The organism is Paraflavitalea pollutisoli, from assembly GCF_029360705.1.
GTDB classification, from domain to species: Bacteria; Bacteroidota; Bacteroidia; order Chitinophagales; family Chitinophagaceae; genus Paraflavitalea; species Paraflavitalea pollutisoli.
Genome location: NZ_JARKMX010000008.1, coordinates 2,869,894 through 2,890,800, shown reverse-complemented (window position 1 = coordinate 2,890,800; position 20,907 = coordinate 2,869,894). Strand labels below are relative to the sequence as shown.

The window sequence follows — 20,907 nt, the reverse complement described above, 5'->3', positions numbered from 1 at the left end:
TTCGTAGCTGGTTTTTTATTTATTCCTGCTGGCAGCATCACGCACTTTCTGCACCGCAGGCAGCAACAGGCCGACGGTGAAGTCGTCATTGCTCTTGAGGTCGGTGGCCTTGCAGATACACATGCCAATACTTTGGTTGTTGGGGATCGAATAGCAGGCATCGGGAATAGGCCATTTGCAGGCTGGTGTGGGCGCTACGCTGGCACCGGGTCTGGCCGGGCTCAGGCGCGTACTTTTGCCCGCCGCATCGGTATACACCACATCGGAGAATTTATCGCCGCGTTTCACCAACTGGATCGTACCGCCTTCATCGGGAATACGAATGGTGTTTTTGCCATCGCTCAGTTTTACGTCGATGTTGTGGTTGACCGTTTTGTTTTGTTGTGCCAGCACCGTAGTCGTTGTGGAGAGGGCGAGCATCGCTAAGAGGAAAGATACTTTTTTCATAAATCGGTTTGTTGTAATGAAAGATAGATTCTTGTTTATTGAATGAACAGTACAAAGTTGCAGTTCAAAAATGGCGGGGTCACCAGTCGCTTAATGAATGAGTGCTCCGGCTTAACGGATCAATAATACTGATAGGCAGGTTTCACTTTCTTCAGCATGGCTGGTTGTTGCCGGCTGCCACGCAGCAGCTGGTGGTAATCGGCCGGGTTGATGGGTTTCAGGTAAGCCTTTAATCCACGGCCTGTCTTCACGGGTAAGCCCATATCGGTCATCAGTTGATCGAGGTGCATATAATTGAACGGCGCAATACAGGTGCCACCGAATTCGGCAGCGATAGGCCTGCTTTGCGTGCGCCAGGCATCCATAAAAGCCATGTCTTCCTGCATGGCGGCCGCATCTGGCAGGTGCAGGCTTTGCTCCATATACCGCAGCAGCCAGCTGGCGGCCACTTCGGAAGTAAGGGTAGTAAAGAGACTGGAATTGAATCCTACAAAACCCAGTTGAGGCACCAGGGGATGAACGATGTTGCGGAAGAGATGGTAGCGCTTGTCATCGCCTACGATCAGGTGGCGGTATTTTTCATCGAGAAAAGGCAGCTCCTGGGTGAAGCCCGTACCGCATACCAATACATCCGTATGGATGGTTTGTCCGTTCGCCAGCACCAGTTGTTTGCCATCGATGCGGGCGATCTCGGATTGGTGCGCCTTGATCTTTTGTTGATGTACGAGCTCATAGAACCCCTCCGGCGCGACCCCCAGGCTGCAACTGATCTGGTCTTCGATGCGGTGGGTAGGTAGCATGCCACACGCCTTCAGCTTGAATTGCCATTTGAGCAAGGCTTCCAGTCCCCGCCATTGCGCCCACACCAAGGGACGTCCTACTGAATGAAGCAATCTTTGCGCAAAGGACTTGCGCGGCGCGTTGAAGAAAGCCTCCGATAAACGGGAGAAGAGCAGGAAGCGCATATTGATCTTGTTGCCGAAATAACGCGGCACCTTCCACTGTGCGGTTCGGTACAGCAGGGTAGTACTGCTGGCGAGGCCAGCCGATAAGGTGGCTATATCAGTGGCTGATTTGGCAAAGCCTACCACGGTCACGGCTTTGTTGTGCAGCAGCCGATCGCTCTTTACCTCACTGCTGTGCAGCAATTGTCCACCGGCCGCCACAAAGCTGTCGATTCCGGCAAAGGCGGGTACATGGGGCTGATGAAAAGTACCTGTACAGATCACCACGAAATCGAAAGACAGTTGGTGGGTGGTCTGCTGCCGGAGGTCGGTAATATGGGCCTCCCATTTCGATTGATCGAATAATAGCCGGTCAACACGGGTATTGAACCAGATATGTGGCCATATATGTTTGCTGACGGCATAGCTGCGGAGATAAGCCTGCACCTGCTCGCCGGAAGGCCATAGCGGGTAAGCGGCCGGCATGGGAAAATCGGAGAAGGCGTACTCGTCGCGGGTAGTTTGCGTAGCCACCCCCAGGTAAGACCGGCTTTTCTCCCATACGCCGCCCAGGTCGGCTGTCTTTTCCAGTACCGTCACCCGGTAGCCTTTTTCCAGGAATGTTTTGGCCGTGGTCAGTCCGCTGATGCCTGCGCCTATAATGCCTACATGTTTCATGTTGATGGGTTTTAATAGTGTGTACAGCGAATGTAGCTTTGCACGGCAGCCAGTAACGGGCACAGTTAACAAATGACCGGATTCACTTAACAGATAGTCCGAAACCCGTTCCGGCGATCTGGCTGGTGTATGCGCTGGCCAGGCAGTGGTTCGTGCTAGACGTTTGCGGGTATTTTGAGGCCGGTAACAGGCAGCCGACTCTCCACCTGGTTCAGGACCCCGCCATACCCACTCAAGGCAGGCCTCCATCCGTTAAGTCAAAACCGCCATTCGTTAAGTAAAGCGGCAGTTTGGTCGTTCTTTTGTGATCTTTGTTAAAAGAACCAAAACCATGAGGAGCCGGGCAACGGTAAAGCGATCAGTAGTGACGGTAGTGCTCCTTTTGACGGTGACATGGGTACAGGCGCAGCCCACACCGCGGAAGGGCGACAGCTGGCAGGAAGTATTCAGGAACAAGAAAGGCACCGTGACGGCGCTATGGGACGATATCGAACCCTTTATTTACCTGAATAAAGACGACCGGCTGGAAGGGGTGGAGTATGAGATCATGGAGTCGATGAAGTCCTGGCTGCAATTGAAATACGGCATCGAGCTCACCATCGTGTGGGAAAGGGTGGGCGCCTTCGACAGCATCTACCACAAAGTGCGCAACAGTCCGCAACCCGGTGTCTTTGGCTGGTCCTATTTCTCCATTACCCCCGCCCGCCGCAAAGAAGTACAGTTTACCTTACCCTATATGCCCGACCTGAACGTGCTGGTCACCAATAACCTGGAGCCCATGTACGCCAGTTCGCAGGAGTTCACCGGCCGCCTGCGCGAAATGCGCGCGTATACTATGGCCGGTACCACCATGACAGAAGATGTGTTGTCGCTGCGTACGAATTTTTACGCCCGGCTGCCGGTCATTTACAAAGAGGAAGACTACGAGGTGATGCGTACCATTGCCAGCGACAGCAAGGGGTTTGGATACATCCCCCTCTCCGTCTACATCGTAGCGCTGCAAAAAGGCATCAAGGTGAAAAGGCAAAATGTGCTCTCCAGCCGACGCGATGGTTTTGCGGCGATCATGCCGCAGCAGTCCGACTGGAAGCCCATCATGGATGAGTATTTTACCTCCGAACTATTTCGCATGAAAGCAGGCGCCATCATCACCCGGCACCTCGGGTCGGAAGTGAGAGACCTGGTCTTTGAAAATGTACAGGAAAGTGCACCGGCGCTCGACCTCGTGTCGCTCGAAAAAGAGATCGTGACCAAGCGGCTGATGGATACCGCCGTGGAAGTGCAACGTCACCGATCGTTTAGAAATATCGTACTGGTACTACTGGGCTCTGCCATCCTGCTGGCGCTGGCCTTGTACAACCGGTACAAGACCAAACAGAAATTACATGCCGAACTGCGGGATAAGAACGAGCAGATAGAACGCATGAATCAGCTGCTGAAACTGAAGATCCTGCAGGCGCGCATGAACCCGCATTTTCTGTTCAACTCCCTCAATGCGATCCAGTATTTCATTACCGGCGACGATAAAAAAGCATCGCTGCAGTATATCAATCGTTTTTCCCTGTTCCTGCGTAAGGTGATCAACTATGGCGATGAATTATCGATCAGTGTCAAAGATGAGGCCGAGCTGGTGGGTGAGTATCTCTGGTTGGAGCATTGCCGCTTCCACGATAAATTTGACTATGAGATCAACGTAGAGCCCGGTATGCAGGGCGCCATGATATTACCGATGTTGACCCATAGCCTGGTAGAAGAAGCCCTGTACCGGGGCGTATTGAACCTGCACAACGGGCACCGCGGTAAATTGAGCGTGGCCTTCCGGAAAGAAAACGATCAGTTGATTGTAGAAGTGAATGATAACGGGAGCTCCCGCGTACAGGCCGCTGCCATGGACCGCAAAAAGGGATTGATCAATGCCGACGAAACCATGCTGGAGCGTCGGATCGGATTGTTCAATGCCCGCGGGGGTAAGCAGATCGCCCACTCGCGGTCGGTGCAACAGGAGGGAGAAGTATCGCTGAACAACGCAACGCTCGAAATACCACAACCCTTGTTCGACAAGGCGTAAACCTTTACTACAGTAAACTTTTGCTATGAAATACAATGGGGTCATCGTCGAAGACGAATCCATGAACAGCGATTTTTTGCAACACCTGCTGAAAGAGTTTTGTCCGGATATCCAGGTCGTGGCCGTAGCGCCTACCCTGGAAACTGCCGTAGCAGCCATTGACAAACACTTGCCTGCCATCGTTTTCTTGGACATCGAATTACAAACGGCTACCGGTTTCGAAGTCCTGCAACAGGTCAGGCACCGCGACTTCGAAGTCATCTTCACCACCGCCTATGATCACTATGCTATACAGGCGATCAAGGTCAGTGCCATCGACTATCTCCTGAAGCCGATCGCGTTCGAGGACTTGCAGACCGCGGTGGCCAAGGCCATCGACCGGCTGGGCGCCAAAGAGAAAGAAAATAAACTGGAACTGCTGCTGAAGAACGTACGCCGCCCTTCGGGTGAAGATTTTTCCATCAGTCTTTCTACTTCCGAAGGGGTAGAGTTTGTTCCACTCAGTCAAATCATACGCCTGGAAGCCAAAGGACCCTATACCACGTTTTTTATGAAAAATGGCAGCCACCTCATGGTCTGCAAAAACCTGAAAGAATACGAACTGTTGCTCAGCGACCACGGTTTCTTCCGCCTGCACAATTCGTATATGGTCAATATGAAAGAAGTGAAGAAGATGGTAAAGGCCGATGGCGGGTATGCCGTCATGAACGATGAAGCCATGATTGCCATCTCTCCCAAGAAGAAAGACGAGTTCCTGGCCCTGATGGCGCAGCGACTCGTATAGCAGTACCAACGCAGGCGGCACAAACGCCGCTCATACCTTCGTTAGCGATTACAATTCCACTTCCTTCAGGTCTTTCACGGCCTGTTTACACACCGCACTTACTTTGTTGACCAGCGCACCGATCCGGTGCACTTCTTCGCCGCCAATGGCCAATTGCTCGATGGTGAGCAGCTCGTTGCCAATGGCAGGCGTCAGTCCAAAAAAGCCAATGGTATTGCGCAGGGAGTGAGCTGTTTTGTACACGGCTTTGTAATCTGCTTTTTCCAGTGAACTATGGAGCTTGGCTACTTCGCGTGGGTTTTGTTTCAGGAACACCGCGATCATCTCGCGGATAAACGCTTTGTTGTTGCGTGTTTGCTGCGTGAGGAACGAGAGGTCGATGCGCGGCAGGGTTGGTGGCTCCATAGATGCGCCCTGTTGGCTGTGTTGTTCACGGGCCCACGAAGCGATCTTGTCGAGCAGGTCCGGTTCGCGGAAAGGCTTGGCCAGGTAATCGTTCATGCCGGCCTGCAGGCATTTGTCGCGTTCGCCCGAAAGGGCATGGGCGGTCATGGCGATGATGGGGGTGGTGAGCCGAAGTTCCTGGCGGATGAGTTGCGTAGTCTTATAGCCATCCATTACAGGCATTTGTATATCCATCAGGATCAGGTCGGCGGGGTGCTCGCGCAGGTAGTCGACGGCCTTTCTGCCATTGCGCGCCACCATCACTTCAAAACCCTGGTTACGCAGGATGATGGACGTCAGTTTCTGATTCATCAGGTTGTCTTCAACGATCAGTATTTTTTTCAGCTCATAATAAGCCCTTTGTTCGCTGGTCTCCCGCACCGTGGGTTGGTGTTGTTCGTGAGCCTTGCGGTAGGGCAGGGTAAACTGGCATTCGGTTCCTACACCTATGCGGCTGGTGATGGTGATCTGCCCGCCGAGTAATTCCACCAGTTGTTTGGTGATGGAAAGGCCCAGCCCTGTGCCGCCGTATTGACGCGTAATGCGGGAGTCGACCTGGGTAAACCGGTCGAAGATATGATCGATCTTATCGGCCGGAATACCAATGCCGGTATCCCGAACAGTAAAAGACAGTTCGGCCGTTTCTTCCGTTTCACGGTGGATCAGGCAGTTGACGTACACGCCACCAGCCTCGGTAAACTTGACGGCATTGCCCATCAGGTTCACCAGTACCTGCGTGAGGCGCATGGGATCGCCCAATACCGGAAAGCTGATGCCCATGTCTACACTGCAACTGAGGCGCAGGTCCTTGCTGCCTGCTTTGGCGGCAAACATCACCTGCAGGGAATGCATCAGTTCGGGTATGCTGAAGGGAATGATCTCCGTCTGAAATTTGCCGGCATCCAGCTTGGAAAGATCCAATATATCGTTGATGATGGCCAGCAGGCTCTTACCAGAAGTGTGAATCGCGTCGATATAATCCTGTTGTTCGTTGTTCAGTGGGGTTTTGTGCAGCAGGTCGGTAAAACCCAGGATGGCGCCGAGTGGTGTGCGCAGCTCGTGGCTCATATTGGCGACGAAGTCCGATTTGGCTCTTGCCGATTCTTCGGCGAGCTGCCGGGAACGTTCCATTTCTTCTTCTACTTTCTTCCGTTCGAAGAAGGTAGGGATAGCATGGTGGGTGCTGGCCGCGAAAGGTTTTTCCTGGCTGGCATTGAAGCGGGCCAGCTGTTCGGGCATTTTATGCGGAGGCGCCATGATAAAGGTACAGCGGTCATCGCCGCGGGCAGTACAGCTTACTTCTACCGCCGTCAACTCGATGCCAAAACTTTGCTCACACCAGCCGGAAGAGTAACCGGCATTCATTACACACACCGGTTCCTTCGATAATTTACCAGCACGCTTCCACGATTCGGCTTCAAATGAATAAGGGTGATCGTAAATAAGACAGAAGTTTTCATCGGGCGTGGGTGTACTATCAGGGGAGATATCGACAAAGGCCCAGCCCGACCAGGCAAAATGAATAGGCCCGGCAGAAAGTTTAGCGATGGGGTCGGTCACGTGCATGCGTTCGTGAAAGTCGCGGGCATCATGCAGTCCGATCACATGGGCATAATCGAACAGGAAATTACGGCCGATGGCAAAGGCTTCCGTTTCTCCTTTGTCGGCATAAAGCCGTTGTATCGTTTCCAGAAAGCCTTTGGAGAAAGCGGATGCACGTACCAGCACATAACGCTGGTCGTTGATCTCGATGGTGCCCTTGGTGGGGTCCATCTTGAAGCCTTTGAAGTATTCGCGTACGGTAGCTTCGGCATGATCGAACAGTGGCTGCATGGGGGCCGGTACGGTAACCGATCGTTGTTGGTTGGTAGCCTGCAGTTTGGCCTTCAGCCGAGCGAGTTCGGCCTCGAGCTGGTCGATCTGTTGTTGCAAATCGTTAGATGCTGTTATCGTAGATGGCATACAGGTTAGTTGTGGCGCCGGCGATCAGGGATCGACGGCAGGTAGCAATAACCTACAAGGTACGTGACCGGCGTGGGATGCAAAAGAAGATTTAATGGATGGTCGGTTTTGTTTAACCGCTGACACATTCAGCAGGGTAAGTTGCAAACCGGCAACAAAACTGGTATTGCTGGCATGATCTTTAACGGGTATATGTAAAGCGATCCGGCCGGATTTAGGTAAATTGCAAGTCGTGATATAAAGTATTGCCATGCAGAAACAGATTCTTGATTATGCGGGTCCTTCCTGGACAGACCGTGGTTTATCCTGCTCCCTGTCGTTTGCCCCCTTCCTCGACTGGTTGCGGCGGCGGGTGGTGGACGAGCCTACCGTACGGAAGCTTTTTTACCAGCAGGCGCTCGATCGTTTCTCCGCGTTCTCGACGCTGCCCGATTGTATCCCTGTAGAGGATATCTACCGGTATGAGGAATTGCTGGAATGGGTGTATGCCTGCATCGCACCGGCGCAGTCGGAAAACGCGCTGTTGTGGTCCCTGTGGGTGCCCGTAAGGCCACTGCTTTTTTACGGGACGGATGCTTTTTATGAACTGATCCAATCACATAAGATCGATCTGGCCCATAGCTCTCCCGATGATTTCCGGCGTGAGCAATTGCAGATGGTCTACTCCTATGTGCTCGAGAAACTGTACCATTTTCAATCGCGGCAGAACGAATACTTTCACGCCTACCTCAATCCCAAAACCGATTTACTACAATACTATACCATTCACATCAATGCCGACCTGCTGGAGGTAGTGCCGAAAGGCGACCTGCCCGCACTTGACCTGGTAAAGCTGCAGCATTTGCTGCAGGAAGGCGCTGGTTACGATGCCCTCGAAAATCTGCTGCCGCTGGAGTTGTTTGAGTTTAGGGGCCTGTCGGTGGCAACGATCACGGATGTAACGGAAGAACATGCGCTCAATAACCTGCGACAGGTGAAGTTATCGCGCGACGCAGTCGAGCAGGAGGCGGGCTACCGGCACATCATCCGCTCCCTCAAAACCCTGGTGCGTAACAAGAACATCGAATTCGACCTGTTTCCCATGGTGATGGTGAATGGCCGATATGTATACGGCTATACGGTAGGCGGTACCGGTATGTTGTACCGCGTATGGGGCGATCAAAGTCTTTCGCCGGAAGAGTTTGCCAGGCAGGCAGCAGGTTTCGCATCAAGTCCCAAATCGTTCTTTACGCAGGATGTGCAGCAGGAAGACCTCACGGGCCGTAAATTCCTGCAGCATTTTATCGATGCGGGGGTGCGGTCGATGGCGACCATGCCGGTATTCAATAGTGGCAAAATGGTAGGCGCTTTCTGTATGTATACGGTAGGCGATGAACAGTTTGACGGCAGACCGATCGCGATGCTGGAAACGGCCCTGCCTGCCATTGGTCAGATCCTGCAGGTATTCATCGATGAGTTTAACCTCGAGATAGAAGATATCGTGCGGGAGCAGTACACGTCTATACAGCCCGCCGTACAATGGAAGTTCAAGGAGGCTGCCTGGCAGTTCCTGTACCAAAAGAAAAAACAACAGCCACCCGCCCCGCATCCGATCCTGTTCAGCGACCTGCATCCGCTATACGGAGCGGTCGATATCAGGAACTCGAGCGTGGAGCGCAACAATGCCATCCGGGCCGACCTGGGGGTACACCTGCAATTGCTGCAATCGACCTTGACAGCTTTACAAGCAGTACATGGTTCGCCCCTGATGGAACAGGTATTCTTCAAAGTAAAACAATGGCAACAGTTGCTGACGAATGAGATACTGGATACGTCGGACGAAGCGAACCTCAATCATTACCTGGGCGTAGAGGTGGAGTCCTGGCTCGATCACCTGTTGACGGAGCATCCGGGCGTAGCCCCTATCATACGGACCTACCGCAGTGCCATCACGGCGGCGGATAGTGGCGTCAACCTGCACCGGCTCAACCTGGAGCGGTCGATGCAGCAGATCAATAGCGTGGTGGGTGATTTTCTCGATGCCGAGAATACCAACCTGCAGCAACTGTATCCCTGTTTCTTCGAAAAGTTCCGGACAGATGGGGTAGAGTACGACCTGTACATCGGGCAGTCGATTGAGCCCGATAAACCTTTCGATGATTACCATTTGAAAGGCGTGCGGCTGTGGCAGCTCTCGTCGATGGCGAAGATCGCGCAGCTCACCCGTGCCTTGTTGCCGCATATGGCCGTAGCCTTGCGCACCACCCAACTCATTTTTGTACATGACCATACCATCGATATCAGCTTCCGCAACGATGAGCGACGTTTCGATGTAGAAGGGGCGTACAACATCCGGTACCAGATGATCAAGAAGCGGATCGATAAAGTGCATGTACGGCAAACCGGTGAACGGCTCACGCAGCCCGATAAATTGGCGGTGATCTATTTCAACCGCAGTGACCTCAACGATTACATTACCTATATCGAATACTTGCAGGAGATAGGTGTATTGCTGAAAGACCTGGAAGAGCTGGAGCTGGAAGAACTGCAGGGCGTCAGCGGGCTGCGGGCTTTGCGGATCGGGATTGCGTAGTAATGCCGATCATCACCCCAAAATATCCATCGGTCTGCAATATGTTTTGTGCTGGCAGCCAGGTGCGCGATACGAAGCCGTCAAGGTACAGGGCATGCGTACAACCCTGTTGTTGGAAATACTTCGCAAAATCATAGAAGTTGATGCCGCCCCGGGACATGGCGAACAACAGCTTATTGCCGGGCAACAGGCCCACGCCATTGCGGACGTTATAGTTGATGGAACCTTCCTTAAAAGCGCTATTGATCTTTCCATCAACTACCAGCATAGGCCCAGATTGTGTGGCGTAGTCAATGGTGGGGCTGCTCTTGAAATCCGCCGTTGTACAGAGGGAGGCTTTCTTATCGGTCGTGATATAGAACACCCCATTGGGCTGCATATAGAAATTTCCTTCCGCTTTCGCTTTGTTGATGCCCCGTATCGACTTTTGTCGTTGAATGAACAGGCCAACCGGCCTGCGGTCCTCCATATACATGCCGCCGTTGGTGGCAAATACCAGTTGTTGTTGTTTGCCTACCAGGTAGTGGTTGAGTCGCTCGAAATTGCCGATCAGCTGGCTGCTGTCATCCTTCCAGTATAGTTGTATGTCCTGCTTTTGCGGGTCGGCGATGTAAGCGATGATGGCTTCGTCGGGCCGTTGCGCCAACGGTACAGTGCCACCACTCACGAGCGTGCAGGCAATGAACAACAGGTATAGCAGTCGAAGGGCAGGCATGGATTATTCCTGGTTAAGGTTTTCGCATTGTATGCCCAATTGGATAGGTTGGTAGTTCAGGCACAGGTCTACGACTTCTTCCACATTGGGTTGGTAGGTAGACAGGTCATCGTCCTCCTTATAATCGGGTGGGAAATAAAACAGGCTGCTGCCACTGGGATAAGGCACGTGGTTGTCGAACAGTTCACTGATGTCGATCAGTTCTTCTTCGGTTCCCTCCAGGTTGACGATGCGCTCACCCAGGCGGATCAATTCTTCCCGCGTCAGTGGTATTTTGCCGGGCAGTTCCGATAGGGCCAGTTTGAAACGCATAGACTGGAACAAGTTGATGATATCGGTGAAGCGCGGGTCTTTTTTGTTGCGGTGAATCAGGGCCTGCGCAAGATAATGACGTGTTTCATAGTCCATGTCCTGGATCCGGCTGTCGATGTCTTCGATGATAGATACCGGTAACTTCCCTTCCAGGTACCAGCGGCACAATACTTCCAAGGCTATTGACTGTGTCCAATCATATTCACCGAAGGCTGCCTCCCGAACGAATGCTTCCGTATCCGGATAGAAATGATAGGCCAATTCGAAAACGGCATACTGACAAGCGACCTGCCACTCGGAACCGCCTGCGTCAGGCTGACTTACCCCTTCTGGAACGGGTGGTGGGTTGTGCAGCAGGTGGTACATTTCCTTGAGTTGCGGCAATGTCATATTGCCGGCTTGTTCGCGGGCAGCTGCCTCGAAAGCATCCTGGTCTTTGACGGCAATGGCCGCCAGTGTAGCAATAATATCCGGTCCGAAAAATTGATCGTTTGGCATAAATAACTGATTCGTTCCCGAAAGTACGTCGTTCCGGGGCAATTATCCAGTATCATGTGGTGGGATCCTAGCCAGGTAGGTACGAGGGTCGGTGCAGGTAGGTATGGAGCAGGCGGCTTTCATTGACAAAACAGCGGGCAGGTAGGGGCAAACCATCGGTCAACCATCGCTCAAAGACCGCTCATCCATTAGTAAACTACCGCTTTTGAGCGATGGATCACCGATGGATGAGCGATGGTTGACCGGTGGATGGGACCGGCAATAAGGTTTCGTTAAAAACAACTGTTATTTGCACTCGACGGGCGAAAGCCGGATCTGACTATCAAATTTCAGCGAAGACAGGTCTTTGAACGTTTCCTTGTCGTTTTGTACAACGCGTTCACCATAACCTTCTACCAGGCTGCCTTGGTCCAGTTTGAAAACCACCTGCCTTTCGGAGGTCATACCCTCCGACATAAACGAATAATTGGCGACGAGCAGGCTGTCGCGCATATTCCCCTGGAGGGTGCCCTTGTTGGCATCTTTGCCATCGAGGTGATAAACCAGTATGCCGGAAATGGATTCGCCCGTATGGATCAGGCGCAAGGTAACCGTATCGGCCTGGTTGATGTATTCGTAGCAATTGATGCCTTGCTCAGCCGCAGCAGGCTTGGCTGCGTCAGCGGCAGGTTCTTTTTTAGCAGCTTCATCCTGACAGGAAAATAACAGGCTGACCAACGCCAGCGTACTCAGTGTTTTATAGGACATACAGAAGTCGATTTTAGCGATAAAGATACTATAAATTGATGCCAGCCGTAGAGCCACCGCGCCAGGCGGCATTTTGTGGCAACCTTGACGTACCAATAGGTGTAAATACGCCCATTCCTGGTTAAAATGCTATTAATCGCTTTTCGCCCTTCGGCGTAAATTGGCGGCTCATAAAAACAGTTACATGCCAACCATCCGCCGCTGCCGACCAGGTAAATTAACCGTCCTGCTCGTTGCCTTACTCTGCCAAACCATGGCCGTCCTAGCCTCAGACCATGAACTGACTTCCCCCGATGGCCGTATCGTGGTGAAAATAGCAGCCGGCAGCACAATACAATGGAGCGTCAGCTTCAACGGCGAAACCCTGCTGCAGCCCTCGGCGATTGGTATTACCATCAATGGGGAGCGCTTTCCCGGTCCCAAAACTAAAGTGCAGAAACAGATCGCTACCACCCACAACGATTCTATTTTCTCTGTGGTACCAGTCAAGAACAGTTGGATACCTGATGTGTACAAAGAACTGAAGCTGACCTTTGCCGGCGGTGTGGCGCTCGTGTTTCGCGCGTACAACAATGGGGTGGCTTACCGCTTTGTGCTCGATAAAAAACTGCCTTCCCTGAAAGTGGATGCGGAAGACGTGAACTTCCAACTGAATGAAGCCAACCTGGCCTGGTGGCCGCAGGAGAACGATAAGGAATTTATCTCCCACTACGAAGCGTTGTTCGATAAAGTGCGCATCGATACACTGCCCAAACAGAAATACGCTTACCTGCCCCTCTACCAAACCACGCCCCAGGGCACCAAACTGGTAATCACCGAATCTGACCTGTACGATTACCCCAATCTCTTCCTGTTTCCGCAGGGTGGTGGCAAACTGAATGGTCAGTTCCCGCCACATGTGCTGAAAAGTCATATCGCGCCCCGTACCGACCGTCGCGAAGTGTTGGCCGAGAAGGCAAGTTATATTGCCGATACCAAAGGCAGCCGCTCCTTGCCCTGGCGCCTGATTATGATCGCGCCCGACGATGTATCATTGCTCTCCAATGAACTCGTATTCCAACTGGCTAGACCCGCTGCGAAAGCTGATTATAGCTGGCTGAAGCCGGGTAAAGTGGCCTGGGACTGGTACAATGCCAACAACCTGTTTGGTGTGCCCTTCGAATCGGGCATCAACAACACTACTTACAAATACTATATTGATTTCGCAGCACGCTTTGGCCTGGAATATGTGATCCTCGATGAAGGCTGGTCGCGTACCACCACCGACGTAAGCGCTCCCCGCAAAGAGATCGATGTAAAAGAACTGACGCAGTACGGCGCTTCGAAAGGAGTAGGTATCATCCTGTGGACGCTCTGGCGCCCCATGGATGAAAAGATGGATTCACTGCTCGACCTCTTTGTACAATGGGGGGTGAAGGGCATCAAGGTCGACTTTATCCAACGCGCCGATCAGTACACGGTTAACTTTTACGAGCGCCTGGCCAAAGCCTGCATGGACCGGAAAATGCTGGTAGACTACCATGGTGCCTACAAACCCGTTGGCCTCAACCGCCAGTATCCCAATGTCATCAACTACGAAGGGGTAAAAGGTTTGGAGAACAACAAATGGGCCGACTACATCACCCCCGAGCACAACCTCACCCTGCCCTTCACCCGCATGACAGCGGGTCCGCTCGACTATACCCCCGGCGCCATGCGCAATTCCAGCAAAAAGCTGTTTGCCGTCAACTTCACCGAGCCCATGAGCCGCGGTACCCGCGCCCACCAGGCTGCGATGTATGTGATGTACGAAGCGCCCCTGCAGATGCTGGCGGAAACGCCTTCGATGTATTTACAGGATACGGTCTTCACCCGCTTTATTGCCAGCATTCCCACTACCTGGAATAAGACCGTACCGCTCACAGGTAAGATCGGCACCTATGCAGCTATTGCCCGTCGGCACGACAAGAAATGGTATATCGGTGCCATGACCGATTGGGAGCCGCGTACGCTCGAAGCCAAACTCGATTTCCTGCCAGAAGGCAATTACCGCATCGATATATTGACCGATGGTATCAATGCGGCTAAATACCCGGTGGATTACAAGATAGAAAGCAAACAAGTGAAGAAAGGCGATGTCATCCCCATGAAGATGGCGGGTGGTGGCGGCTGGCTCGCCGTATTGACGCCCGTGCAATAAGGACCAGCAATCCCCTCTCAGATTAAAAACAGGGGCTGTTTTGGCAGTTCCCCCAAATGCACTTAATTTGCCTACCAGGCAGGTGGACTACAAGCCACCTGCCTGTTTTGCTGTTACAGACGCTTCTACGTAACTGTGCCAGACCAGGCCGATGCAATAAGGCATGATTAATTACCAGTTCATCCTTTCACGACATTATTAAAATTGCGTTCAGGTATGCAATTATTGGATACCTTAGGCTCATTTCATTTTCAGATCGCATAAAAAAATAACATGTCGAACGGGAACACGCCTGCCATGGCTAATCAGAATGTTCAAATCCTGCCGCCCGCCGAGGAAAAGAAGTCTTTTTTCGCCACCCTCACCGAAGATTGGTGGGCCGTATTGATCGGTGGCGTCATTATCCTGGCAGCCCTCACCATCGTAGCGGTGGCAGAAGGATTCAAGTTTACTGTACCAGATTATAAATGGGCCACGACCGATGACCTGTTTGCCAAAGTGCTGACGGGGCCTAACCTGACCCTTATTGCCGGCATCGGCGTATTGTTTGCCGTATTGTCATCTATTGCCATTGGGTTATCCGGGGGTAGTATCAAACGATACCTCGCGGGTTTCACCCTCGTATTTGTAGTGGGTATAGCGGCGCTCATCATTGGGGGTAACAAAACGATCAATTATTATGGTATCGAATACGTGGTGTTTGCCCTGGTCATGGGTTTGCTGATCGGCAACCTGACAACGATCCCCGACTGGCTGCGCGAAGCGGCACGGTCTGAGTTCTTCATCAAGACCGGCCTCGTGATCCTCGGCACCAGTGTATTGTTTACCGATATCGTGAAGGCAGGTTTGCCCGGTATACTGCAAGCCGTGCTCGTGGTGAGTGTCGTGTGGTTCTTTGCCTTGTGGCTGAGCCGCAAGCTGAAAGTGGATGATGAGTTTGGGGTGATCCTCGCTTCGGCCGTGGCCATCTGCGGCGTATCGGCAGCCATCGTAGCCGCCGGTGCTATCAAAGGTGATAAGAAGAAACTGTCGTATGTCACCACCCTGGTATTGTTGGTGGCCATCCCGATGATGATCCTGCAGCCCTGGCTGGTGAAAGAATTAGGTATCCCTGAAATTGTCGGTGGTGCCTGGTTGGGCGGTACACTGGATACCACTGCCTCCGTAACGGCGGCTGCCGAACTAGTAGGCCCAGCCGCACTTAAAGCGGGCGTGATCATCAAGTTCTCGCAAAATGTACTGATCGGTGTAGCCGCTTTCTTCATTGCCATCTGGTGGACCTATCGCCGGAGTGGTAATACAGCGGAACGCGCAGCAGCCGGTGCCGAGAAACCAGGCTTCGGCGTAGTCTGGGAGCGATTCCCCAAGTTTGTACTGGGTTTTATCGTTGCTTCACTCATCTTCTCTTTCTGGATACCAACTGCTACCGGCAAATCGGTTGGCGGTATCCTCAATAGCCTGCGTACGGTATGGTTTGCGCTGGCCTTTGTAGCGATCGGACTGGAAGCACGTTTCTCCGACCTGGTCAAGATACAGGGCGGACGGCCTGCGCTGGCCTTTATCGGCGCCCAGATCTTTAATATTCTCTGGACCCTGCTATGGGCCTTCCTGCTTTTTGGCGGTATCTTGCTGGCAACCCCTGATATCAAATAAGTTATGCCGTTATAGTACGTAAATGCAAACTGGCCTTGTAAGCAACTACAAGGCCAGTTTGTTTGGTAGGATACGGATAAACCCTATTGCAGTTACTGCGCTCTCTCTTTCACATCGTCGGCAGTGTTGTCATTGTAGCGGCGCTTGCGCGAGAAGCTTTCTTTACCGAAACTATAACTGAAAGAGAGACCTACGCGGCGGCTATCGTTTTTGCTGGAGCGTACAATGCTGGCTTGCTTCAGACCCTTGGTCTCTTCTTCCCAACGCAAGGTGTAGAACATGTCTTCCACATTCAGTTTCAGTGATCCCTTGCCTTTCATAATCTTCTTCTGTATGGCGACATTGGCCCAGTACCGGGCTTGCACAGTACGCTGAAAATTGATGTTGGGTGCATTGTAGGCGGCAAACAATTCACCACTCCAGTCATTTTTAAAACGGAACTGGTTCATGATCGTAGTGCGCCAGGTAAGTTGGTGCAGGTCGAGTTTGTCATCATACAATTGCCCCTTGCTGCTGAAGCGGGCTCCGGCAAGCTGGTAATTCACATTCCACCATTTGGTAAGGTTGAAGGTATAGTAGGTCAGCAGGGCGATCATCTGGCGGGAACCCAGGTTTTCTGACCGGTTGATCAGGATATTATCTTCAACGCGGGAAGCTCCGAATACGGCATCGGTTTGACGCTCGAAGTTGAAGATGAAGTTCAGCAACTGCTTGTACCGGTAGTTGACCTGCACGGAGTTGCCGTAGGTAGGGCGTAACGTCGGGTTACCCGTATTCAGCGAGTACTGATCTACAAAGAACAGGAAAGGATTCAGTTGCTGATAACCAGGCCGGTTGATGCGGCGTGAGTAGTTGCCGGCGAGGGTGTGCTTGCCCAGACTATCCAGTTTATACGAGATGAAAAGGGTAGGGAAGAGGCTCGTATAATCGTTGATAAACGTGGAGCCAGCGACCATCGCATTGCCCAACTGTTCCCCTTTGGTATGCGTTTGTTCTACGCGGAGGCCGGCTTGTATACCAATACGTTTCCAGTCCTTGCGGCCATTGATGTAAGCCGCATTGATATTCTCCCGGTAGATGAAATGGTTGGAGCGGCCATAGTCGGGCATTTCCTGGCTGCCATCGAGGGCTGCATAATCCGATAGGTTGTCGTTCTCCACCAGGCTCGATTTCCAGCCACCGGATATACTGGCTTTGTTTTTCAGCGGATGGCTATAGTCGGCCCGTGCTGTATAAATATCGATGTCGGAGGGCAGGCGATACACGAAGTCGCGGCTGTTGATCAACGAGCCGTCGGGCAGGGTAACGTCATTGGCGAGCTGCTGATTGCCTGTACTGTGGTAATTGATATAGTTGATATCGGCGGTCAGTTCACGGCCGTTTTCATTGAAGCGGTGGGTGAAATTGAGGTTGGCACCCAGCGGCCGCCAGGTACTGCGGTTGTCGGTAGTACCATGGCCTATGGAATCGGGTTCCAGTCCGGTGCTGTAATTGTAGTTGTTGTATTCAAATGCCTCTTTGCGTTTGCGGTAGCCGCTGTTGACGATCACGCCGATGACGGTTTTAGGCGATAACGTATAGTCCATGCCCAGGCGGCCCGTCCATTCGTTGGAGCCGGACGTATTATACGTGTTCATACTGATACCGCCGTTCTTCTGTGCCGAACCATTGAAAAACGAGCGGTTGGTGCTGGCATCTTCGAAATCGGCATACCGGCCTGCCCCTACATTGGCAAACAGGTTTACTTTACGGTTCACATAATTCAGGTTGAGTGAATTGTAGCTACGCGCCAGCTTGCCCTGGTTGTAATTGAGGTTTACACTGCCCACGTAACCATGGGTACGTTTGCGCTTGAGTTTGATGTTGATGATGGCGGCGCCATTGGCATCGTATTTTGCTGGGGGATTGCTCATCAATTCGATCTTGTCGAGCATGCCGCCGGGCAGGGAGCGCAGGTAGGCGGCCAGGTCACGGCCAGTCATGTAAGTGGGGCGTCCGTCGATGAGCACATTCACGCCATTGGCGCCGTTGAGGCTGATCTCGCCATTGATATCGACCGTAATGCCGGGTGTTTTTTCCAGTACTTCAAGGGTATTGCTGGTAGAGGCACTGACCATCGATTCTACATTGACGATGGTCTTGTCGATGTCTTGCTCGATCAGTGGTTTTTTGGCGGTCACGGTAACTGCCTGCAAAGTCGTTTTCTTATTGGGGGTAAGGATGATGGCCGGCAGGGCTACGGTGCTGCGTTGGTCGCTGAGGGTGAGCGGCGCACTGGTATAGGGTTTCATACCCGTCATGGTGACGGATAAGAGGTAGGCACCGTTGTTCAGGTTGGTAAACTCGAAGCGGCCATTGCTTTTGCTCATCTTGCTTTGTACCACAGAAGAGTCGGTGGCCAGGAGCAAGCGGATGCTGGCATTTGGTGCCGGTTCATTTTGTATATCTTTGACCATACCGCTGATGGTCTTGCCCGGTGCCTGGCCGTTGGCTACGGCCGATAAGAGGGTGAGGCAAAGGGTGAATAAGCGGGTAAAACTGGATTTCATGGCGTCTATGATTGTGATAAAGTAAGGAATGGAGCAAAATTGCGCCCCTTTGGCAGGCAGCAGAAATAATCATGTCGTATGCAGCAGGTTGGCGGACGGAAGGCCGGTTTTGGCTGATCAAAATTTCGTCCCGCCAGGTATGTTGTCCGGCCCCGGTGACGGGAGGTTCGTCATGACAGTTTGGGCGATCGATGCCGGCTGATCATTTTTGTACCCTACAATCAGCCGAAAAAAGAGAACATGAAGCTTAGTAACACGATCAGTAAGACAAAAAAGACAACGTATAACCTGTTGCTGCACGTAGCGATCGGCCTGCCGATCCTGATGTGTGCACACATGTATGCCGAGGCAGCACATATCCGCGAAGATGAAGCCGTAGCTTTCTTTACCACCCTGTACGTTTTTGGAGGAGCGTATATCGGAAGGTATATGTCGCAATTGTGGACGGACGGCAGACGGCCTATAATTTCCAAGACTTTTATTTTGTTAGGCGTCTTCCTCCTTGCCAGTTTGTTGGGGTTGATGCTCTTCAGCAGCATCTCCATTAATACCCGTTTTTTTATGCCTTATTTCCTGGCGGCAGTATGCTTGCTCGTTGCCTCAGTTACGGCCGGGATTATCATTACCCTGGTGAGGCACAGCGTAGCCGGGCAGATCCGTGAAGCAAGGGTGAGTGCAGAACAAAGCAATAGTGAGCTGAAATTGTTGCAAAGTCAGTTGAGTCCCCACTTTCTATTCAATACACTCAACAATATCTATGGTATTTCGCTCAACCGGTCCGAGAAAGTACCTGCCCTGCTGTTGAAGCTCTCCGACCTGTTGCGCTATTCGGTATACGAAGCACGCGAAGAATTTGTGCCCCTGCAGAGCGAAATGGAGTATGTCTACAATTACATCGATTTCGAGAAGATCCGCATTGGGGAGAAACTGGTGCTGACGACAGAGTTTGAGTACCGCGTCGATCCGGGGATTAAGATTGCGCCGTTGTTGCTGATCGTATTTATCGAGAATGCCTTCAAGCATGCGAAGAATACGACGCAGCAGGAGATCTATATAGATATCAAGTTGAAGATATGGGGCAACTCGGTGTTGTTCGCGATCAAGAACAGCAACAAACGCGACAATGGCGAGCGGGGTATCCTGAATGTACACAGCGGATTTGGTTTGGATAATGTACGCAAACGCCTGGAGTTGCTGTATCCCAACCGCTACGCGCTGGACATTGAAGAAAATGAAGAAACCTATAACGTGATGCTGCAATTGCGGCTAAAGAAATAACTAACGTGTATGACAAGATACAGGTGCGTGATTGCCGATGATGAGCCCATTGCCCGCGAGATCATAGAGGGATATTGCAAACACCTGCCACAGCTGGAGGTAGTTGCTTCCTGTGCCAATGCGCTCGAAGCCAAAGCGGTGCTGGAAAAGGAGGAGGTCGATATATTGTTTTTGGACATCAATATGCCGGTACTGGATGGTATCGCCTTTCTGAAAACGGTGAAGGAGCCACCGCAGGTGATCTTTACGACGGCGTACAAGGAGTATGCGGTCAACGCCTTCGACCTGGCGGCCTGCGATTACCTGCTGAAGCCTTTTTCGCTGGAGCGGTTTATTGTAGCTGTCGATAAAGCGATCAGCATCTTATCCCGCCCACCGGCCGTGCCGGGCTCTGCCGCTATTGCCGATATCAAAGAAGGTGATTATACGTTTGTTCGCATCGATAGTAAGATCTTCAAGGTGCAGTACGATGATATCCTGTATGCAGAAGCGAGTGGCAACTATACAAAGATCGTGATGATGCAACAAACCTTGTTGCCCGCGATGACCTTCACTGCGGTAGAACAACAGTTGCCCACCAACCGGTTCATCCGCGTGCACCGCTCCTTTATCATCAACAAAGCAGCCATCTCCCACATTGAAGGCAACCGCATCTTCATCGGCCGCACGGAGATACCCATTGGCAGCAATTACAAGGAAACGTTTTTGAAGGAGTTGGGATTGTAGCGCTCTGGCCTTTCCTTCCCTGGCACGAAGTTTTAAGCAGTTTCTCCTAAAACGACCTATGGACAAGCACGAGAAGAAAGAGCCGGAACAACCTGTTCCCCAGCAGTTGCCGCCAGAAGAACCGCCCACCAAGATGGATGCGATCAAGAAGAATCCCAATCCACGGGCCAATGAGAACCTGCCCGAGGATATACAGGAAGGGGAGAAGGATTTTGAGCGGGAAGGACCCGGTACGGAAGTGACGGATGGGGAGGATGGATAGCTACGCCTAAAGCATCGCCGGGCGCCAAACTGGCCGTAGGCATCTTTGGTGCTGCCATCCTGCTCATCATCTTACCGCTAGGTAAACCA

At 52.2% G+C, this 20,907-nt stretch carries 15 protein-coding genes; 8 read left to right on the top strand and 7 right to left on the bottom strand.

Annotated features, from left to right (window positions below; genetic code table 11):
- Positions 1-15 precede the first annotated feature (15 nt).
- Positions 16-447: a hypothetical protein gene (locus P2W70_RS25120; protein WP_276484301.1), complete on the bottom strand. Its 432-nt coding sequence runs from the start codon at positions 445-447 to the stop codon at positions 16-18.
- Between the two features lie 119 nt (positions 448-566).
- A complete protein-coding gene (locus tag P2W70_RS25115) occupies positions 567-2,069 on the bottom strand; it encodes a flavin-containing monooxygenase (protein ID WP_276484300.1) in 1,503 nt (500 codons plus the stop codon).
- A gap of 331 nt (positions 2,070-2,400) precedes the next feature.
- On the opposite strand from P2W70_RS25115, the gene P2W70_RS25110 reads away from it, so the two are divergent.
- Complete coding sequence (locus P2W70_RS25110) at positions 2,401-4,137, top strand: histidine kinase (protein WP_276484299.1); 1,737 nt, start codon at positions 2,401-2,403, stop codon at positions 4,135-4,137.
- Positions 4,138-4,162: 25 nt separating this feature from the next.
- A complete protein-coding gene (locus tag P2W70_RS25105) occupies positions 4,163-4,921 on the top strand; it encodes a LytR/AlgR family response regulator transcription factor (protein ID WP_276484298.1) in 759 nt (252 codons plus the stop codon).
- 48 nt (positions 4,922-4,969) lie between these two features.
- Here P2W70_RS25105 and P2W70_RS25100 read toward each other — a convergent pair whose 3' ends face one another.
- Positions 4,970-7,327, bottom strand: coding sequence for a response regulator (locus tag P2W70_RS25100; RefSeq protein ID WP_276484297.1), 2,358 nt, complete (start codon positions 7,325-7,327; stop codon positions 4,970-4,972).
- A 250-nt stretch (positions 7,328-7,577) separates the two neighbouring features.
- On the opposite strand from P2W70_RS25100, the gene P2W70_RS25095 reads away from it, so the two are divergent.
- Positions 7,578-9,899, top strand: coding sequence for a GAF domain-containing protein (locus P2W70_RS25095; RefSeq protein WP_276484296.1), 2,322 nt, complete (start codon positions 7,578-7,580; stop codon positions 9,897-9,899).
- Here the strand turns inward: P2W70_RS25095 and P2W70_RS25090 are convergent.
- From P2W70_RS25090 to P2W70_RS25080, 3 genes are all read right to left on the bottom strand, one after another.
- Positions 9,862-10,614 (bottom strand): phosphodiester glycosidase family protein, encoded by a 753-nt coding sequence (locus P2W70_RS25090; protein WP_276484295.1) that lies wholly within the window; start codon positions 10,612-10,614, stop codon positions 9,862-9,864. The genes P2W70_RS25095 and P2W70_RS25090 overlap by 38 nt on opposite strands.
- A gap of 3 nt (positions 10,615-10,617) precedes the next feature.
- Positions 10,618-11,424, bottom strand: coding sequence for a hypothetical protein (locus P2W70_RS25085; RefSeq protein ID WP_276484294.1), 807 nt, complete (start codon positions 11,422-11,424; stop codon positions 10,618-10,620).
- 285 nt (positions 11,425-11,709) lie between these two features.
- Complete coding sequence (locus P2W70_RS25080) at positions 11,710-12,171, bottom strand: hypothetical protein (protein ID WP_276484293.1); 462 nt, start codon at positions 12,169-12,171, stop codon at positions 11,710-11,712.
- Positions 12,172-12,424: 253 nt separating this feature from the next.
- Here P2W70_RS25080 and P2W70_RS25075 point away from each other — a divergent pair, with 253 nt between their 5' ends.
- Together P2W70_RS25075 and P2W70_RS25070 are read left to right on the top strand one after the other, a co-directional pair.
- Positions 12,425-14,350, top strand: a complete 1,926-nt coding sequence (locus P2W70_RS25075; RefSeq protein WP_276484292.1) for a glycoside hydrolase family 97 protein — start codon at positions 12,425-12,427, stop codon at positions 14,348-14,350.
- Positions 14,351-14,623: 273 nt separating this feature from the next.
- Positions 14,624-16,003, top strand: a complete 1,380-nt coding sequence (locus tag P2W70_RS25070) for a YeiH family protein (protein WP_276484291.1) — start codon at positions 14,624-14,626, stop codon at positions 16,001-16,003.
- 92 nt (positions 16,004-16,095) lie between these two features.
- Here P2W70_RS25070 and P2W70_RS25065 read toward each other — a convergent pair whose 3' ends face one another.
- Positions 16,096-18,552 (bottom strand): outer membrane beta-barrel protein, encoded by a 2,457-nt coding sequence (locus tag P2W70_RS25065; protein ID WP_276484290.1) that lies wholly within the window; start codon positions 18,550-18,552, stop codon positions 16,096-16,098.
- Positions 18,553-18,792: 240 nt separating this feature from the next.
- Here P2W70_RS25065 and P2W70_RS25060 point away from each other — a divergent pair, with 240 nt between their 5' ends.
- From P2W70_RS25060 to P2W70_RS25050, 3 genes are read left to right on the top strand one after another with little or no spacing between them, the layout of a single operon-like run.
- Entirely contained in the window at positions 18,793-19,830 is a 1,038-nt protein-coding gene (locus P2W70_RS25060; protein WP_276484289.1) for a sensor histidine kinase, read from the top strand.
- A gap of 9 nt (positions 19,831-19,839) precedes the next feature.
- Entirely contained in the window at positions 19,840-20,556 is a 717-nt protein-coding gene (locus tag P2W70_RS25055; protein WP_276484288.1) for a LytR/AlgR family response regulator transcription factor, read from the top strand.
- Positions 20,557-20,614: 58 nt separating this feature from the next.
- On the top strand, positions 20,615-20,818 hold the full coding sequence (locus tag P2W70_RS25050; RefSeq protein WP_276484287.1) for a hypothetical protein: 204 nt from the start codon (positions 20,615-20,617) through the stop codon (positions 20,816-20,818).
- Positions 20,819-20,907 lie beyond the last annotated feature (89 nt).

Excerpts from the sequence above, each read along its gene's own strand:
- P2W70_RS25120 (WP_276484301.1), bottom strand. The coding sequence starts at position 447 with ATGAAAAAAGTATCTTTCCTCTTAGCGATGCTCGCCCTCTCCACAACG.
- P2W70_RS25115 (WP_276484300.1), bottom strand. The coding sequence starts at position 2,069 with ATGAAACATGTAGGCATTATAGGCGCAGGCATCAGCGGACTGACCACG.
- P2W70_RS25110 (WP_276484299.1), top strand. The coding sequence starts at position 2,401 with ATGAGGAGCCGGGCAACGGTAAAGCGATCAGTAGTGACGGTAGTGCTC.
- P2W70_RS25105 (WP_276484298.1), top strand. The coding sequence starts at position 4,163 with ATGAAATACAATGGGGTCATCGTCGAAGACGAATCCATGAACAGCGAT.
- P2W70_RS25100 (WP_276484297.1), bottom strand. The coding sequence starts at position 7,327 with ATGCCATCTACGATAACAGCATCTAACGATTTGCAACAACAGATCGAC.
- P2W70_RS25095 (WP_276484296.1), top strand. The coding sequence starts at position 7,578 with ATGCAGAAACAGATTCTTGATTATGCGGGTCCTTCCTGGACAGACCGT.
- P2W70_RS25090 (WP_276484295.1), bottom strand. The coding sequence starts at position 10,614 with ATGCCTGCCCTTCGACTGCTATACCTGTTGTTCATTGCCTGCACGCTC.
- P2W70_RS25085 (WP_276484294.1), bottom strand. The coding sequence starts at position 11,424 with ATGCCAAACGATCAATTTTTCGGACCGGATATTATTGCTACACTGGCG.
- P2W70_RS25080 (WP_276484293.1), bottom strand. The coding sequence starts at position 12,171 with ATGTCCTATAAAACACTGAGTACGCTGGCGTTGGTCAGCCTGTTATTT.
- P2W70_RS25075 (WP_276484292.1), top strand. The coding sequence starts at position 12,425 with ATGGCCGTCCTAGCCTCAGACCATGAACTGACTTCCCCCGATGGCCGT.
- P2W70_RS25070 (WP_276484291.1), top strand. The coding sequence starts at position 14,624 with ATGTCGAACGGGAACACGCCTGCCATGGCTAATCAGAATGTTCAAATC.
- P2W70_RS25065 (WP_276484290.1), bottom strand. The coding sequence starts at position 18,552 with ATGAAATCCAGTTTTACCCGCTTATTCACCCTTTGCCTCACCCTCTTA.
- P2W70_RS25060 (WP_276484289.1), top strand. The coding sequence starts at position 18,793 with ATGAAGCTTAGTAACACGATCAGTAAGACAAAAAAGACAACGTATAAC.
- P2W70_RS25055 (WP_276484288.1), top strand. The coding sequence starts at position 19,840 with ATGACAAGATACAGGTGCGTGATTGCCGATGATGAGCCCATTGCCCGC.
- P2W70_RS25050 (WP_276484287.1), top strand. The coding sequence starts at position 20,615 with ATGGACAAGCACGAGAAGAAAGAGCCGGAACAACCTGTTCCCCAGCAG.